This window comes from Pseudomonas sp. PSE1(2024) (genome assembly GCF_050990555.1).
Taxonomy (GTDB): Bacteria; Pseudomonadota; Gammaproteobacteria; order Pseudomonadales; family Pseudomonadaceae; genus Aquipseudomonas; species Aquipseudomonas aphyarum.
Genome location: NZ_CP158967.1, coordinates 392,193 through 408,303, shown reverse-complemented (window position 1 = coordinate 408,303; position 16,111 = coordinate 392,193). Strand labels below are relative to the sequence as shown.

The following is a 16,111-nucleotide window of genomic DNA, read 5'->3' as shown; positions in this document are numbered from 1 at the left end:
TCGAGGCGTCGAACCGTCTGCGTGGGAACGATCAGAAGGAAGGATCAGCGCGGAGACAGTTCGATCACGCAGCAGCCGGCATTGACGGCAATCTCGGTCAAACCGGTGTTACCGTCCAGTTGCAGGCAGTCATGGCGGCCGAGTTGCGACGCACTGTCACCGACCGTGACCTCCAGCAATTCGCTGACGCTGAAGACCAGCACGGTGCTTGCCGAACTGAAAAACCGCTGTTCGCCGTCCAGCCATTGCAGGCGTGCGCTGTAACGCTGGGGCGAGTAGATCAGGTTGAAGTCGCGGATTGCGCCGCCGAGCAAGGTGCAGGACACCTGGCTTTCGCCGCTGAAGGCAAACGGGTCGAGGGGTAACAACGGCCGGGTATCGTCGCCGTCGACACACAGGGTCATGCCGTCGCCCTGCAATACCGTGATGACCCGCTGGTAACCGGCGAAGGTCGAAAAGCCGCCGGATTCGGCAATGTCGGCAATCGACAGGCGCCAGCCAAAACCGTCGAGGCCGGCGCCGGTGTCACGGGTGATTTCCTCGGTGCTGCCGCCGCCGTTTTTCCACGGCATGCGCGGGTAGCCTTCGGCGCGTAATACCTTTAACTCTTTCATTTATGAAACCGACCTTCCAGACGATGACGGGAACCGGGGTGAATCAGGCGCGCCGCCGTCACCGGCTGACGACCCGACCACGTACGCCGGCGGATCAACAGGCAAGGCTCGCCTTTTTCGATCTGCAGCAATTTGCATTCGGACGCTTCGGCGAGGATCGCTTCGACCACGTGCTCGCCTTCGGTCAACGGGGCGACCTGGTTCAGATAGGCGTAAGGCGTCTGCAGGGTGAAGTCCTGCTTGAGGTATTCCGGGGCGACCAGCGCGTTGACGAAGCGGTCTTCGATCTGCACCGGAATGTCGTTTTCGTAATGCACGATCAGCGAGTGAAAGACCTTCTGACCTTCGCGCATGTCCAGCGCCAGCGCGCGCTCGGAACCGGCGGCCTCTTCTTCCAGGGTGATTACCTGACAGGTGTGGCGATGGCCACGGGAGGCGATTTCGTCGGCGATGTTGTGCACTTCGAACAGCGCGGACTGGCTCTTCGGTTCAGCAACGAAAGTGCCGACGCCTTGCATGCGTACCAGCAGACCGTCGGCGGTCATTTCCCGCAGCGCGCGGTTGATGGTCATGCGGCTGAAGCCCAACTGGCTGACCAGCTCGCTTTCCGACGGCACGCGGTAATGCGGCGGCCAGTTACCGCTGTCGATCTGCTGGGTGATCATCTGTTTGACGCGGGCGTACAAGGGCGCCGGACTGTCGCCCATGTTCGCGGCCAACGGGGAGACTGGAGGCGGAGTCGGCACGGTGGATCCCTGTTCATTGGATGAAAGTTGCTAGCTTGCCGGAGTTTACCGGGCAGGCAAACGTCTGTATATGTATATACAAATAACACACGATGGGGTGCTGAACCATGTCCGCCTTCTTTGCCGAACGCGCGCTGCTGCCTAACGGATGGGCCAACAATGTACGTCTCGAGGTCAGCGCCGATGGCGTGTTGACCCGAATCCAGGCCGATTCCACCGCAGATGACGCCGAACGGCTGAGCGGTCCGCTGCTGCCGGGGATGCCGAATCTGCACTCCCACGCGTTCCAGCGAGCGATGGCGGGACTTGCAGAAGTGGCCGGCAATCCCAACGACAGTTTCTGGACCTGGCGCGATCTGATGTACCGGCTCGTCGGAAAAATCAGCCCCGACCAGCTCGGTGTGATTGCCCGTCAGCTGTACATCGAAATGCTCAAGGCCGGTTACACCTCGGTCGCCGAATTCCATTACGTCCACCACGATTACAACGGCCAGCCTTACGCCGACCCGGCCGAACTGGCGTTACGCATCAGCCAGGCGGCCAGCTCCGCCGGCATCGGCCTGACGCTGTTGCCGGTGCTCTACAGCCACAGCGGTTTCGGCGGCCAGACGCCGAACGAAGGCCAGCGCCGTTTCATCAACAGCACCGAAAACTACCTGAAGCTGCAATCGCGCCTGCAACCCCTGCTGGCGCAGCAAAAGGCGCAGTCGCTGGGCCTGTGCTTCCACTCGTTGCGCGCGGTCACGCCACAGCAGATCAGCGAAGTGCTGGCAGCCAGCGACCAGCAATGCCCGGTGCACATCCACATCGCCGAACAGCAGAAGGAAGTCGACGACTGCCTGAGCTGGAGCGGTCGTCGTCCGCTGCAATGGCTGTACGAAAACACCGAAGTCGATCAGCGCTGGTGCCTGGTCCACGCGACTCACGCCAATCCGGAAGAAGTCACGCTGATGGCCAAGAGTCGCGCCATCGCCGGCCTGTGCCTGACCACCGAGGCCAACCTCGGCGACGGGATTTTCCCGGCGGTGGATTTCCTCGCTCAGGGCGGGCGCATGGGCATCGGCTCCGACAGCCATGTGTCGTTGAGCGTGGTGGAAGAACTGCGCTGGCTGGAATACGGTCAGCGCCTGCGCGATCAGCGGCGCAACCGCTTGTATGGCGCGGATCAGCCGATGGTCGGCCGTACGCTGTATGACGCGGCGCTGGACGGTGGTGCTCAGGCCTTGGGCCAGCCGATCGGCGCGCTGGAAGTCGGCAAGCGTGCCGACTGGATTGTGCTCGATGGCAACGATCCGTATCTGGCCACGGCCAGCGGTGACGGGATTCTCAATCGCTGGCTGTTTGCCGGTGGCGATCGTCAGGTACGCGACGTGCTGGTCAATGGTCAGTGGGCTGTGCGCGAGGGGCGACATGCCGGGGAGGAGGACAGCAATCGCGCCTTCACCCAGGTCCTGCGAGAGCTTTTGGGCTGACACAAACCTCTGTTACTGATCGTTCCCACGCTCTGCGTGGGAATGCAGCCCGGGACGCTCCGCGTCCCGAAAGCGGACGCAGAGCGTCCATTGAGGCATTCCCACGCGGAGCGTGGGAACGATCAGAACAGGAGACATCAGTTGGACGTCTTGGCCATCTGCTGATCCGACGTACGCCAGATCAGGCGCGTGGTGTCGTAACCCTGCTGACGCGCCTTGCTCAGCAGTTCCTCACGCACCACGCCGTTGACGGTCGGCGTGCGGGACAACAGCCACAGGTAGCGACGACTCGGGTCGCCCACGAGCGCGGTCTTGTAGTCATCGCTGACGTACAGCACCCAGTATTGCCCCTTCGCCACACCCGGAATCAGGCGCGAAAACCAGGTATCGAACTCGACCCACAGCTTGTCGGTCTTGCCCGGCACCTGTGGATAAGCCGTGCCTTTGACTTCTTCCCACTGCCAGTCCGCCGTCAGGCAGCGGTTGTACACCCCGACATTGCCGTCGGGCTTGAGGGTGTAGCGGGCTTCGGATTGCGCGCAATTGCGCTGGAAATACATCGGCAGACGCGCCAGTTCGTACCAGGTGCCCTGGTAACGCTTGAGATTGACACTGTTGACCGTCTTCGGCGCCAGCGGATCTTCACCGGACGTGGCGCAGCCGGCCAATACCAGGCCGGCCAAAAGGACAAGCAATAACCGCTTCATTGTTTTTCTCCCGTGGGCGCGTAGCCCCGGTTTACTTCAGGCCTTGGCCGGAAAACATCAGCACTTTGTCACCGGCGTACTGCACGCTGATAAAGCTGTTCTTGTCGCCCCAGGTACAACTGGACATGCCGAGCGCGCCCGAGCAATCGGTGGGCTTGCCAAGCAGTGTCTCCACTTCGGCCTTGGCCATGCCGGCCGAGAGCTTCGAATAGTTTTCCTGATTGACCTTGCTGCATGCGGCCAACAGCACGCAAAACGACAGCAGGGCGATAGATCGCAGCGACATGGTGTAACTCCTGGAACGGAAGGGGGATGGCATGGCGCCAACCAGAAGCTTAGAAGAGAAAACCCCTGTCTGGTTCCCTGGGAGGCTGGCTATTTGTTAGCCCGCTCGTCCGGCTTTCGCCGGTAAATCAGACAGTTTGTAAGGCTATTGAGCATTTCGTCGTATTTCGCAAAAGGCGCCTAATCTTTGGCGCGCCGCGGTCGAAATAAGAGCAGCGCAAAGCCCGATAGTGTGGCAAATTGCCGCCCTTTCTTGACCAGCCCCTTCGCGGTAGCTCACTTAATGACCAGAAACATGAAATTCAGCCACAAGATCTTGTTGGCTGCCGCCCTCGTGGTGGCCGTTGCGTTCGCCTGTTTCATTTTGTTCAACGACTATCGCCAGCGCGAAGCCCTGCAAAGCAGTACCGAAGCGTCGATGCAGGAACTGGGCAGCCTGACCACCAGCAACATCCAGACCTGGCTGGAAAGCCGCATCCAGTTGCTGCAATCGATGGCGCAACAGGTTGTCGCCGACGGCAACGCCCCGGCCAGCCTGAAACGCATTATCGACCTGCCCGCCTACACCAGCAATTTCCAGCTCAGCTACTTCGGCGGTGCAGACGGTGTGATGTTCTCGGTCCCGGCCGGCAACCGTGCGCCGGATTACGATCCGCGCGCCCGTGGCTGGTACAAGGCGGCCAATGCTGCGCAACAGACCATCGTCACCGAACCGTACATCGCCGCGTCGTCGGGCAAACTGGTGATCACCGTCGCCACCCCGGTGCAGCGCCAGGGCCAGATGATCGGTGTGGCCGGCGCCGACATTGACCTGTCGAGTGTCAGCGCGATCATCAACTCGCTGAACTTCGGCGGCCACGGTCACGCGTTCATCGTCGGCGCCGACGGCAAAATCCTGATCCACCCGGACAGCAAACTGGTGCTCAAGACCCTGGCCGAGGCCTATCCCAACGGTGCGCCGAAAGTCAGCCCGGGCCTGAAAGAAGTCGAGTTCGACGGCAAGACCCAGCTGATCTCCTTCACCCACGTCAACGGCGTGCCCTCGGCCGACTGGTACGTGGCGCTGGTGCTGGACAAAGACACCGCGTTCTCGATGCTCAGCGAGTTCCGCACCTCGGCGCTGATCGCCATGGTCATCGCCGTGGTGATCATCATCGCCCTGCTCGGCATGCTGATCCGCGTACTGATGCAACCGCTGCTGACCATGGGCCGCGCCATGCACGACATCGCCGAAGGCGAAGGTGACCTGACCAAACGCCTGACCATCCACGGCCACGATGAATTCGGCGCGCTGGGGCTGTCGTTCAACCGTTTCGTCGAGCGCATTCACACTTCGATCCGCGAAGTGTCGTCGGCCACCGGCCAGGTCAACGAAGTCGCCCTGCGCGTGGTCGCGGCGTCGAACTCGTCGATGTTCAACTCCGACCAGCAAGCCTCGCGCACCAACAGCGTGGCCGCCGCGATCAACCAGCTAGGCGCCGCCGCCCAGGAAATCGCCCAGAACGCCGCCCTCGCCTCGCAACATTCCAGCGACGCGCGCAGCCTGGCCGAAGACGGCCAGCAGGTTGTGGATAAAACCATCCACGCGATGCAACAGCTGTCGGCGAAGATCAGCGACTCCTGCGGCAACATCGAAACCCTGAACAGCAACACCGTGAACATCGGGCAGATTCTGGAAGTGATCACCAGCATCTCCCAGCAGACCAACCTGCTGGCGCTCAACGCCGCCATCGAAGCGGCCCGTGCCGGAGAAGCCGGTCGTGGTTTCGCCGTGGTCGCCGACGAAGTCCGCAACCTGGCGCACCGCACCCAGGATTCCGCGCAGCAAGTGCAGAAGATGATTGAAGAGCTGCAAGTCGGCGCGCGTCAGGCGGTCGGCATCATGACCGAGAGCCAGCGTGAGAGCGAAAGCAGCGTCGGCATCGCCAACCAGGCCGGCGAACGCCTGGGCAGCGTGACCCAGCGTATCGGCGAGATCGACGGCATGAACCAGTCGGTAGCGACGGCGACGGAAGAGCAGACGGCGGTGGTCGAGTCGATCAACGTCGATATCAACGAGATCAACACGCTGAACCAGGAAGGTGTGGAGAACTTGCAGGCGACGTTGCGGGCTTGTGCGGATCTGGAGCAGCAGGCTGCGCGGTTGAAGCAGTTGGTAGGCAGCTTCAGGATTTAAGGCGCTCTCACTGATCTCTTCGCGGGCCTTTCTGCGAAGAGGTCAGTCGTCTTGATACTGATTCAGAAACTCGACCCTGGTTGCGAAAGAAACACCAACTCCTCCGCCGTAGACTCCCGCCCCAACACCGCATTGCGATGCGGAAACCGCCCAAACCGCGCAATCACCTTCTGATGCCGCTCGGCATAATCCAGGTTGTCGGCAAACACCCCGCGCTCCGCTTCCGGCTGTTCAGCCACCAGTTCGATGAATCGCGAGACGGCTTCATTCTGCACCGCGAGGTTTTCGCAGTGTTCGAAGACGAGGTAGATGAAGAGTCGCTGGATCGGTTTCAACTGCCGATCGAAGTCTGCAGCAATCCCCTGAGCAACCAGTTTCTGGGCCCGTAGATCACCGGAAAAAGCCTTGGGCGTATCGCGAAAGATCATTCGCGGGAGTTGGTCGAGCAAAAGCACCACCGCCAGCCAACCTTCGGGACGTTGCGTCCACTCGGTCAATTCGCCAGCGAGGGCCTGATCGACAAAGACCCCGAAACGCTCACGCGCTTCGAGGTCCTGGCTGTCTTTCTTGCCGAACCACAACCCGCCCTGTTGCGCCGTCACTTCAGTAGCCGATTCGGAGTGACCGAACCACCAATCGAGCAACGGCTGCCAGGGCGCGTTCATGGTTTATTCCTTGTGGTAAGCCGTGGCGCGGGCGACTTCTTCTTTCGAGCCGAGGAACACCGCTACGCGCTGGTGCAGGCCTTCAGGCTTGATGTCGAGAATGCGCTGGTGACCGTCGGTGGAAGCGCCGCCCGCCTGTTCCACCAGGAACGACATCGGGTTGGCTTCGTACATCAGACGCAGTTTGCCCGGCTTGGACGGCTCGCGGCTGTCGCGCGGGTACATGAACAGACCGCCACGGGTCAGGATGCGGTGCACGTCGGCGACCATCGCCGCGACCCAGCGCATGTTGTAGTTCTTTTTCAGCGGACCTTCTTCACCGGCCAGCAATTCCGAAACGTAGCGCTGTACCGGAGCTTCCCAGTGACGCTGGTTGGACATGTTGATGGCGAATTCCTGGGTGGACTCAGGAATGGTGATGTCTTCGTGGGTCAGGACGAAGCTGCCCATTTCGCGGTCCAGGGTGAAGCCTTTGACACCGTGGCCCAGGGTCAGCACCAGCATGGTTTGCGGACCGTAGATGGCATAACCGGCGGCAACCTGCTGAGTGCCTGGCTGCAGGAAGGCCTTTTCATCCAGCGCTTCGTTCTGGCTCAGGTATTCGTTCGGGCAACGCAGCACGGAGAAGATGGTGCCGACCGGAGCGTTGATGTCGATGTTCGACGAACCGTCCAGCGGGTCGAATACTAGCAGGTAGGCGCCTTTCGGGTATTTGCCCGGGATCTGGTAGGCATTGTCCATTTCCTCGGACGCCATGCCGGCCAGGTGACCGCCCCACTCGTTGGCTTCGAGCAGGATTTCGTTCGACAGCACGTCGAGCTTCTTCTGCACTTCGCCTTGCACGTTTTCTGTGCCCATGCTGCCCAGAACACCGCCCAGGGCGCCTTTGGACACGGCGTGGCTGATCTCTTTACAGGCACGCGCCACCACTTCGATCAGGAAGCGCAGATCGGCAGGAGTGTTGTTGCTGCGGGTCTGCTCAATCAAATAGCGACTCAGGGTAACGCGGGACATGGACGGCTCCGGTGGAATGGGGGGCTAAAAACCCGCGCAGTTTACAGGGAGTCTGAAACCGTAGCGAGCAATGACGCCCGGTAACGTGCGTCGGGTGCAATTCCTGCTATCAGACGTGATCGAACCGAGAGAGTTCAGGCACCGGATTCAGCGTAGTTGGAAACCCGACGGGTGTAGAGGCCACACCCGTCATATTCAGGACTTGGCCGGCGGCTTGCGCAGCAGACTGAAAGCCATTGCCGCCAGAAACAGCACGCTGAGCAGCAACACCGCCCACAGGCCGAATTTCTTCCAGTTGGTGTCCGCCGTGGCCGAGGTGGTGGCCGTCGAAGTCTGGGTCGCCAGCGCTTCGCCCTGCACCGTGGCCTTGCCCAGCGTGGCCAGTTTCTCCGGTTTGAAATCGGGGATCAGCGTGGTCAGCGGCAGGTTCGCCGTCTTCACGTTCGGATTGCCCAGCGCCAGGCTGTAAGGCCCGTCGCCGCGCGCGAGGAAGATCACCTGCGTGGCGCGCACCGCGTATTTCACACTCGGCGCCTGATCGCCGAGACCGCCGCCACGTTCGTCGACCGTCAGTTTCAACTGCTGCACGGTCTGCCCGTAGAGCTGCAATTCGTTCTGCACCACGTCCTGGCCATTCTGGGTCAGGCGATAGAGCAAGCCGCTGCTCAGCGGTTGCCACGGCAGACTGCTTTCGCGACGCCCCGACAACGTCACCGGCGCCAGGCTGTTGGCCTGTTTCAGTTCGACCTGCACCCGCTCGATGTTCAGCCCCATCGGCAACTGCCAGGTGTATTCGCCGGGCTTGCCGCTGCTGCCGGCCAACGCTGGCGACCAGACCAATGGCAGCGGCAGGTTGCGCGGATCGCTGCTTTTCAGTTGCGCCGACGTCAGGACCGGCGCCGAAGCCGGCGAATCCCACAGCAGACGCAGATACCGCGCCGATTGCCCCGGCAGCGCCACTTCATGTTGCTCGACCCGTTCGTCGGCAAACGTCAGGCGCGCGACCTGGCCCTCGCCCCAGGCCTGCCAGTGCTGCAAATCATCGCTGGCCTCGATGCTGAAACGCTGGAAGCCGTCGCGCTCGCTGGTCCAGTCGAGGATCAGTTGCTGCAACGGCGCCTTGATCGCACTGGCGTCGAGCAGCCAGCCGCGCAGCACTTCTTCACCGGCTTCGAGCTGGCTGGACGGCTGTACTTCCACCAGCGTGCCGGTGGTGGTGGATTGCACGCGAACGCTCGGCGCGCGCTCGGTGGCATCCGCCGAGTTGTACAGCGGGAACCACTTCACCTCATGCAATTGGCCGACGTCGCGGGTCTGCGCTGACTCCCGGGCCAGCGCATAGGCCTGCGGTTCTCCGGCGGCGTTGAACACCCGCAGGTCGCTGAGATCAGTCTGGCGCGCCTGCAACTGCACGCTCAGCGGCAGTTCGAGGCGATACCACGGGCCGGAACCGCTGACCGACAACGGCACCTGCGCGGCGAAGTCCGCCGGTTTTTCCTGGGCGCCGGCCGTCATGGCCACGCCCAGCAACAGCCACCCGAGATTAAGCTTGCGACTCAAGACGACACTCCTTCGGTTTCCGGGGCCGGTTTGTCCGCCGCCGGTGCAGCGTCGACGCGTTTGGGCGGCAGCGGCGCAAAGTAGCCCACCACCAGCAGCAACACGCCGACGCCGATGAACGAGACGATCCGGGCCAGTCCGCCACGGTTGCTCAATTCGACAAAAATCAGTTTGGCCACCACCAGCGCAATCAGCGCCGCGCCGATCAACCAGACTTCGCGGCGATGGCGCAGGTGCCCGCCGATCATCAGCCCGAGCGCCATCAGCGTCCAGACGATGGACAGACCGGCCTGCACCAGCATCGATTCGAGCAACAGGTCGAGCTCGAACGGAATCCCCGCCCAATGGTGCGCAGCGCGGGTGACCAGCGCGGTGCAGAGCGCGAACAGCGAAATACCGGCAATCAGTTGCGTCGCGTATGCCGCGTAATCCTGGCGGATCGACAGCTCGGCCACGGCGCTGCGCGACCAGACGTAGACACCGAACAGCGCAAACAGCAGACCCAATTCCAGCGGGTTGAGCAGCGGTAAATAAGGCAGCGGTTCGGCATTGCCATCACTCACGCCATTGGCCAGCCAGAACCAGACCAACATCAACACCGCCAGCGGCGCCGCCGCGTACAGGCGATATTCACGAGGGAACGCCGCCACCGGCCACGGCCACTGACGCGGCGCAGCCATCAGCAACAAATACACGCTCGGCAGAATCGCCCAGCCCAGCCAGCGCCAGGCGTTGTATTGCTCGGACAACAGCAGCAGGCCGTAGCGCAACTCCAGCGCCAGCACGCCGATCAGCAGCCAGCAACCGAGCACATGCGCCGTGCTCAAGGCCCGCGCCGACAACATCGGCGCCAGGCGTCGCAGGCTGATGAAATGCACGACGAACACCGCCGCCCAGGCCAGCCAGCCGAAATCCGCCGCCGGGTGATAACGCGAATGCCACGCACCGAGCAACACCAGTCCGGCCGCCGGAATCAGCACGGTGCAGAGCAACCCGAGCGACGGCCATTTCAGGCGCAGTGCCAACAGCGTCCACAACGCGACACTCAGCGCGGCGACCAGCAGCAACAGCGGCCCCTGCAGATTCAGCGGCGCAAACCGCAGCACTTCGCTGACCCACGCCAGCGCCCACCAACCGGCGCCCCACACCAGCAACACTTCGGACAGTCGCTGCAGACTCAGCACGTCGAACGCCGAGGCGTGATTGCCCAGTTGCAGGCGCCACGCCCCGATCATCGCCGCCAGGCCCAGCACCAATGGCGTCCAGAATCCGCCATGGGCCAGCGGTCGCAGACCTTCGCTGGACAACGGCCCGAGCAGTTCGGGGCCGGCCAGCAAAAACGCTGCGCCGCCGATCAGTTGCAACAGCAGACCGAAAACAAAACTCACGCGCTGCTTGAGGTACAGACTGAGCCAGATGATCAGCAAGCCACTGGCCGCCCACACCGCGCTCGCGGTTTGCCAGGGCAGCACGAACAACACCGCCAGATTGATCAACACCAGACCTGCCAGCAGCACCACCGACAAACCGCGCAGCAAACGAACATCGCTGCGCACCATCTCGTCGCGCGCCGCCAGCAACATGCCGGCGATCAGCGCCAGACCGATCAGCGATGCGCTGAGCAAACCGCTCCACCCGGCGCTGAACACGGCCGCCGAATCCTCGCCCGCCCCTTGCAGGCGCAACAGGAACAACGCTCCGCCGAGCAGTTGCACGGCAAACGCGGTGAACAGGAAGGTGCGCGATTGCAGGCGCAAGCCAACGAACAAAGTCACCAGCCCGGCCAGCGCCCAACTGATCGCCGTGCCCTGAGTGAAGAAGAACAGCGGCGCCAGCAGATACAGGAAGGTCAGCCCCAAGCACGCCAGCACCGACAAGCCCTGACGTTCCCACGGTGAAGTTTGCTCCGGCGACGCCTTGCGCAATTGATAGAAGCTGAACAGCAACGCCGCGCCGAGCATCAATGCCCCCAATGGCGCACCGTATAGCAGACTGCTTTCGCCAACGCGCAACTGACTGAGAAACGCCAGCGCCGAGCCCAGTTGCAGCAGCAACGCGAAGGCCCGGGCCAACGGCCGTTGCTGACGCAAGCCGAGCCAGAAAATCCCCGCGCCCTCTACCGCCCAGGCGGCGGAGGTCCAGCGCGCATCCAGCCCCAATGGAATCGCCAGGCTGGCGAAAATTACCCCGAGCGCCAGGCAAGTCTCGCCCAGCAACAATGCGCGTCCGCCCATCAGCACTTTGGCGAGGGCCATGTAGATCATGCCCAGCGCCAGTGCGCTGAACGCCGCTGCAAATTCCAGATGCTGCACCAGCGCGAATTGCAGGCCGAAACCCACCAGTGGCGGACCGAACAGCATCGTGCCGTCGACGTAGTCGCCCTTGCGCGCCGACCAGTGCAGCAGCGCCTCACGATCACCGTCTGCCGGGGCGTCCGGCATGTCCAGCAACTTGCGTCGGGCGAACATCAGGCCGATGGCCAGGTACATCAGGAAGAACAGAATCAGGAACGGCTCGGTGCTCCACAGCAACTCCGGCGTGTACGAGCGCAGGCCCCAGGCGAAACCGATGCCGAAGGTGCCCACGAAGCCGATCAGGTTGAGCAGGCGCCAGGCCTTGAACCAGGCGATGGCCAGGATGCCGGCGTTGAGCAGCGCGAAATAACTGAACAGCGCGACATGGTTGCCGGCGCCGGTCGACGTCAGAATCGGCGCGGCGAAACCGCCCAGCGCGGCGACGCAGGCCAGGGCCAGGGAGTCCTGGGTGATGGCCAGAATGGCCGAGAACACCGTCACTGCCACCAGCAAGCCCAGCGCAGCAGACGGATCGAGCAGCGGGTGCAGGCGCATCGCCGCAAACACCGTCAGGTACAACACCGCGATCCCGGTGCCTTGCAGCATCAAGGCGTAACTGTTGTTGCGATGGCGCAACCACCAGCCCAGCGCCAGCAATCCCAGCGCTGCCGCCGCAACCCCGGCGTAACGCAATTCGATCGGCACCACCATGCCTTCGGTGGCGTAGCGCAGCAGGAACGCCAGACCGAAGAACAACAGCACCACACCGACCCGCAGCACGGTGTTGCCACCGAACAGCCAGTTGCGCGCAGCGCTGATGCCGCGCTCGATAAGGTTCGGGCCACGAGGTTCGGCGGGTTGTCGGGGTTCAGGTTCAGGCGTAACGGCGTCCAGACGCCAGACATCGACCGGCAGCGGCTGGCTCGGTTCGCTGGCCGCGACGGCGACAGGTTCGAGTTCGGGTGGCAGCTCCCAGACCAGCTCGGGTTCTGCGGCAGCGGGTTGTTCAAATACCGTGACGGGTTCAACGACCGTTTCGCTGGCCGGCGCGACGCTCGGCGGCACTGGCGAATGCACCGGAGCACCCTCCAGCAGAAACAGACGCTGTTCGACGCCCTGCAACGCGATCTTCGCGTGATCCAGCTGACGCTGTTGCTCGGCAGCCTGTGAACCGAGCCGGGCAATCCGCATCGCCTGCCCGATGGCGAGCCCCAGCAACGCGCCCAACAGCGCATCGCTGAACGACTCGTCGAGCAGCCAGCCGAGCAGCAGCCCGATCAACATGAACATCCATTGCATGGTCGATATCCCTGAGCAGCCCCGTGGCGGGGCGGAACCAACGCTCAGTATATCGGCCCGGCCCAACAATCGTGGGGCCGGGCGCACATTTGTCGCTAAAAGTTACTCCAGTGCCTTCCAGATATCCGTGGCGTACTCGCGGATCGTCCGGTCGGAGGAGAACCAGCCCATGCGCGAGGTGTTCAGCACCGCTGAACGCCACCAGTTGTTGGCGTCGTGCCAATGCGCATCGACACGCATCTGCGCATCCCAATAGGAGTCGAAATCGGCGCAGACGAAGAACCGGTCGTAATCCACCAGCGAATCGATCAGCCCGGTGTAGCGCGACGTGTCATCCGGCGAGAACACCCCGCTACGGATCGCCTGCAACACATCGTTCAAACGGTGGGACGCAGCGATATCCGGCAAGGCGCTGAACTCGTGGTTTTGCTTGCGCGCCTCGACCTGCTGGGCACTGAGGCCGAAGATGAACATGTGCTCGGCACCGATGTTTTCGCACATTTCCACGTTGGCGCCGTCGAGGGTGCCGATGGTCAGCGCGCCGTTCAGGCCGAACTTCATGTTGCTGGTGCCCGAGGCCTCGAAACCGGCGGTGGAAATCTGCTCCGACAGGTCCGCCGCCGGAATGATGCTTTCCGCCAGGCTGACGTTGTAGTTAGGCAGGAACACTACTTTGAGCAGGCCGCGCACGGTCGGGTCGTTGTTCACCACCCGGGCGATGTCGTTGGTCAGTTTGATGATCAGCTTGGCCTGGTGATAACTGGCCGCCGCTTTGCCGGCGAAGATTTTCACCCGCGGCACCCAGTCGATTTCCGGCTCGGCACGGATCGCCTGATACAGCGCGACCGTATGCATCAGGTTGAGCAACTGACGTTTGTATTCGTGAATCCGTTTGACCTGCACGTCGAACATCGCCGCCGGATTGACCGCGATCCCCAGCCGTTCATGGATCAGGTAAGCGAGGGCCTTTTTGCTGTGCAGCCGCTGCTCGGCGAAGGCTTTGCGGAAGGCTGGTTTTTCGGCGAACGGCTCAAGATCGAGCAGACGCTGTTCGGGGTTATCCAGAACATCCGCGCCGAGGGAATCGACCAGCATCGACGTCAGTTCCGGGTTGGCCTGGTACAGCCAGCGGCGGAAGGTGATGCCGTTGGTCTTGTTGTTGATCCGCTCCGGATACAGCTTGTGCAGTTCGGCGAACACGGTTTTGCGCATCAGCTGCGTGTGCAGCCCGGACACGCCGTTGACGCTGTGAGAACCGAGGAACGCAAGGTTACCCATGCGCACCCGGCGACCGTTGTCTTCCTCGATCAGCGACACCGCGCGCAGCACGTCGAAATCGTGGATACCCTTGGCCCGCAGCGAATCGATGTGCTGGGCGTTGATCAGATAAATGATCTGCATGTGCCGCGGCAGCATGCGCTCCATCAGGCCCACCGGCCAGGTTTCCAGCGCTTCGGGCAGCAGCGTGTGGTTGGTGTACGACAGCGTGTCGACGGTGACTTGCCACGCCGCGTCCCAGGCCACGTCGTAGACATCGACCAGTTGGCGCATCAGTTCGGCGACGGCGATCGAGGGGTGCGTGTCGTTGAGCTGGATCGCCGCGTGATCGCCGAGGGTCAGCACCGAGGTGTGCATGTTGCGGTGACGGCGCAGCAGATCCTGAAGCGAGGCGGCGACGAAGAAGTATTCCTGACGCAGGCGCAGTTCCTGCCCGGCTTCGGTGCTGTCCGCCGGGTAGAGCACGCGGGAAATACTTTCGGCCCGGGCCACTTCGGCGACCGCGCCCAGGTGGTCACCGGCGTTGAAGCGCTCCAGGTGCAGATCCTCCATGGCTCGCGCCCGCCACAAGCGCAGGGTGTTGACGCTCGCGCCGCGCCAGCCGACCACCGGAGTGTCGTAAGCAATCGCCCGGACGGTTTCCGCCGGGTGCCAGACTTGCCGGGACTTGCCGCTGGCGTCGGTGACGGTCTCGACGCTGCCGCCAAAGCCGATCGGATAGACCACCTCTGGCCGCTCGAACTCCCAGGGGTTGCCGAAGTCCAGCCAGTGCTCGGTCTGTTCCTGCTGCCAGCCGTCGACGATGGCCTGGCGAAACAACCCGTGCTCATAACGAATACCGTAGCCGTGGCCGGCGATGCCGAGGGTCGACATGCTTTCCATGAAGCACGCTGCCAGACGTCCGAGACCACCGTTGCCCAGTGCCGCATCCGGCTCTAGGATGCGAATGCGCTCAAGATCGACGCCCAGTTCGGTCAGCGCTTCACGGGCGACGTCCAGCAGGCCGAGGTTGCTCAGGCTGTCGTACAGCAGACGGCCGATGAGGAATTCCAGCGAGAGGTAATACACCCGCTTCTGGCCTTTGCGGTAGATCTGCCGGGTGTGGTCCATCCAGTGCTCGACCATGTGATCGCGCGCCGCCAGGGCGATGGCTTCGAACCAGTCATGGTCGAAGGCGTGATCCGGGTCTTTGCCCACCGCGTAGGTGAGTTTGGTCAGGACGGCGTCGCGGAATGCGGCCACCTCTGCTTCGCGAACTAGTGGTTCTTGAGTCATCGATAGGACCTCGAGCGAGCGGGGAGTTGTCAGAGCCTAGACGGTCTGACCGACGGTAAGGGCTCTGGTTCGGCAGTTTTTACCGAGAGTGTGAGATCGACCGGCAATACTCTGGCGAATGCCTCAATGAATGCAGGGGCCGTGCCGAATTGTCGGACGATGCGGGTGCATGAAGAAAAAATCTGGCGAAAGGTTGTTCAAAAATCCACCAGTCCCGGTATGATCGCGCGCCCTGATGCACACGCCTGGTAAACACCGATGATGAAGCCCAACCTGATCGCCGCAGCCGAGATCGACCGTCTCGATACCTGGGCCAAATATTCGGCCCCGATGTGCGGCTCGTGCGTTTCCAGCTGCTGCACGCTGCCGGTCGAGGTCAAGATCAAGGATCTGGTGCGCATCGGTGTGGTCGACGAGTTCGAACTGGGTGACCCGCCGAAGAACATCGCCAAGCGTCTGCAAAAGGAAGGTCTGGTCGAGCGCTTCAACCAGAAGTCGGGGATCTTCACCCTGCAGCGCATGAGCAACAACGATTGCTACTACCTGGATCGTAAGAGCCGCCTGTGCACCATTTATGACAAGCGCCCGGACACCTGCCGCAACCACCCGAAGATCGGCCCGCGCCCGGGTTACTGCGCGTACAAGCCGAAGGAAGTGGAGCGGGTGCAGAATTCGCGGTCGATCGAGCGCTTCTGATCCCGCTTGATCGTTCCCACGCTCTGCGTG

12 protein-coding genes are annotated in these 16,111 nt (G+C 62.5%); 3 read left to right on the top strand and 9 right to left on the bottom strand.

Features of this window, described 5'->3' with window-relative positions:
- Positions 1 to 44: 44 nt before the first annotated feature.
- Both ABTV87_RS01810 and hutC read right to left on the bottom strand, forming a co-directional pair.
- Positions 45 to 614 carry a HutD/Ves family protein gene (locus ABTV87_RS01810; protein ID WP_433898910.1) on the bottom strand — a complete coding sequence of 190 codons (570 nt, stop codon included), beginning with the start codon at positions 612 to 614 and terminating at the stop codon, positions 45 to 47.
- Entirely contained in the window at positions 611 to 1,321 is a 711-nt protein-coding gene (hutC, locus tag ABTV87_RS01805) for a histidine utilization repressor (protein ID WP_170844914.1), read from the bottom strand. Before hutC ends, ABTV87_RS01810 begins: the two co-directional genes overlap by 4 nt.
- Positions 1,322 to 1,467: 146 nt before the next feature.
- On the opposite strand from hutC, the gene ABTV87_RS01800 reads away from it, so the two are divergent.
- Complete coding sequence (locus ABTV87_RS01800) at positions 1,468 to 2,832, top strand: formimidoylglutamate deiminase (protein ID WP_221533635.1); 1,365 nt, start codon at positions 1,468 to 1,470, stop codon at positions 2,830 to 2,832.
- A gap of 137 nt (positions 2,833 to 2,969) precedes the next feature.
- Here ABTV87_RS01800 and ABTV87_RS01795 read toward each other — a convergent pair whose 3' ends face one another.
- Complete coding sequence (locus ABTV87_RS01795; RefSeq protein ID WP_433898909.1) at positions 2,970 to 3,539, bottom strand: lipocalin family protein; 570 nt, start codon at positions 3,537 to 3,539, stop codon at positions 2,970 to 2,972.
- A gap of 31 nt (positions 3,540 to 3,570) precedes the next feature.
- Positions 3,571 to 3,825 carry a hypothetical protein gene (locus ABTV87_RS01790; protein WP_007952486.1) on the bottom strand — a complete coding sequence of 85 codons (255 nt, stop codon included), beginning with the start codon at positions 3,823 to 3,825 and terminating at the stop codon, positions 3,571 to 3,573.
- A gap of 282 nt (positions 3,826 to 4,107) precedes the next feature.
- Here ABTV87_RS01790 and ABTV87_RS01785 point away from each other — a divergent pair, with 282 nt between their 5' ends.
- Positions 4,108 to 6,000 carry a methyl-accepting chemotaxis protein gene (locus ABTV87_RS01785; protein WP_433898908.1) on the top strand — a complete coding sequence of 631 codons (1,893 nt, stop codon included), beginning with the start codon at positions 4,108 to 4,110 and terminating at the stop codon, positions 5,998 to 6,000.
- 62 nt (positions 6,001 to 6,062) lie between these two features.
- On the opposite strand, the gene ABTV87_RS01780 is transcribed toward ABTV87_RS01785, so the two are convergent.
- The 5 genes from ABTV87_RS01780 to ABTV87_RS01760 all read right to left on the bottom strand — a co-directional run bounded on the left by ABTV87_RS01780 (position 6,063) and on the right by ABTV87_RS01760 (position 15,385).
- Positions 6,063 to 6,665, bottom strand: a complete 603-nt coding sequence (locus ABTV87_RS01780) for a DUF924 family protein (RefSeq protein WP_007952490.1) — start codon at positions 6,663 to 6,665, stop codon at positions 6,063 to 6,065.
- A gap of 3 nt (positions 6,666 to 6,668) precedes the next feature.
- The gene (locus ABTV87_RS01775) at positions 6,669 to 7,679 is read right to left on the bottom strand and encodes a class 1 fructose-bisphosphatase (protein WP_007952492.1); all 1,011 of its coding nucleotides are present in this window, start codon (positions 7,677 to 7,679) and stop codon (positions 6,669 to 6,671) included.
- A gap of 195 nt (positions 7,680 to 7,874) precedes the next feature.
- A complete protein-coding gene (locus tag ABTV87_RS01770; protein ID WP_433898907.1) occupies positions 7,875 to 9,239 on the bottom strand; it encodes a DUF3999 domain-containing protein in 1,365 nt (454 codons plus the stop codon).
- The gene (locus ABTV87_RS01765) at positions 9,236 to 12,832 is read right to left on the bottom strand and encodes a DUF2339 domain-containing protein (RefSeq protein WP_433898906.1); all 3,597 of its coding nucleotides are present in this window, start codon (positions 12,830 to 12,832) and stop codon (positions 9,236 to 9,238) included. Before ABTV87_RS01765 ends, ABTV87_RS01770 begins: the two co-directional genes overlap by 4 nt.
- Positions 12,833 to 12,934: 102 nt before the next feature.
- The gene (locus tag ABTV87_RS01760; RefSeq protein WP_007952498.1) at positions 12,935 to 15,385 is read right to left on the bottom strand and encodes a glycogen/starch/alpha-glucan phosphorylase; all 2,451 of its coding nucleotides are present in this window, start codon (positions 15,383 to 15,385) and stop codon (positions 12,935 to 12,937) included.
- Between the two features lie 258 nt (positions 15,386 to 15,643).
- On the opposite strand from ABTV87_RS01760, the gene ABTV87_RS01755 reads away from it, so the two are divergent.
- On the top strand, positions 15,644 to 16,081 hold the full coding sequence (locus tag ABTV87_RS01755) for a YkgJ family cysteine cluster protein (protein ID WP_007952500.1): 438 nt from the start codon (positions 15,644 to 15,646) through the stop codon (positions 16,079 to 16,081).
- The last annotated feature ends 30 nt before the right edge of the window (positions 16,082 to 16,111 follow it).

Bases quoted from the DNA above. Each gene is read 5' to 3' on its own strand.
- ABTV87_RS01810 (WP_433898910.1), bottom strand. From the start codon at position 614: ATGAAAGAGTTAAAGGTATTACGCGCCGAAGGCTACCCGCGCATGCCG.
- hutC (WP_170844914.1), bottom strand. From the start codon at position 1,321: ATGGGCGACAGTCCGGCGCCCTTGTACGCCCGCGTCAAACAGATGATC.
- ABTV87_RS01800 (WP_221533635.1), top strand. From the start codon at position 1,468: ATGTCCGCCTTCTTTGCCGAACGCGCGCTGCTGCCTAACGGATGGGCC.
- ABTV87_RS01795 (WP_433898909.1), bottom strand. From the start codon at position 3,539: ATGAAGCGGTTATTGCTTGTCCTTTTGGCCGGCCTGGTATTGGCCGGC.
- ABTV87_RS01790 (WP_007952486.1), bottom strand. From the start codon at position 3,825: ATGTCGCTGCGATCTATCGCCCTGCTGTCGTTTTGCGTGCTGTTGGCC.
- ABTV87_RS01785 (WP_433898908.1), top strand. From the start codon at position 4,108: ATGACCAGAAACATGAAATTCAGCCACAAGATCTTGTTGGCTGCCGCC.
- ABTV87_RS01780 (WP_007952490.1), bottom strand. From the start codon at position 6,665: ATGAACGCGCCCTGGCAGCCGTTGCTCGATTGGTGGTTCGGTCACTCC.
- ABTV87_RS01775 (WP_007952492.1), bottom strand. From the start codon at position 7,679: ATGTCCCGCGTTACCCTGAGTCGCTATTTGATTGAGCAGACCCGCAGC.
- ABTV87_RS01765 (WP_433898906.1), bottom strand. From the start codon at position 12,832: ATGCAATGGATGTTCATGTTGATCGGGCTGCTGCTCGGCTGGCTGCTC.
- ABTV87_RS01760 (WP_007952498.1), bottom strand. From the start codon at position 15,385: ATGACTCAAGAACCACTAGTTCGCGAAGCAGAGGTGGCCGCATTCCGC.
- ABTV87_RS01755 (WP_007952500.1), top strand. From the start codon at position 15,644: ATGATGAAGCCCAACCTGATCGCCGCAGCCGAGATCGACCGTCTCGAT.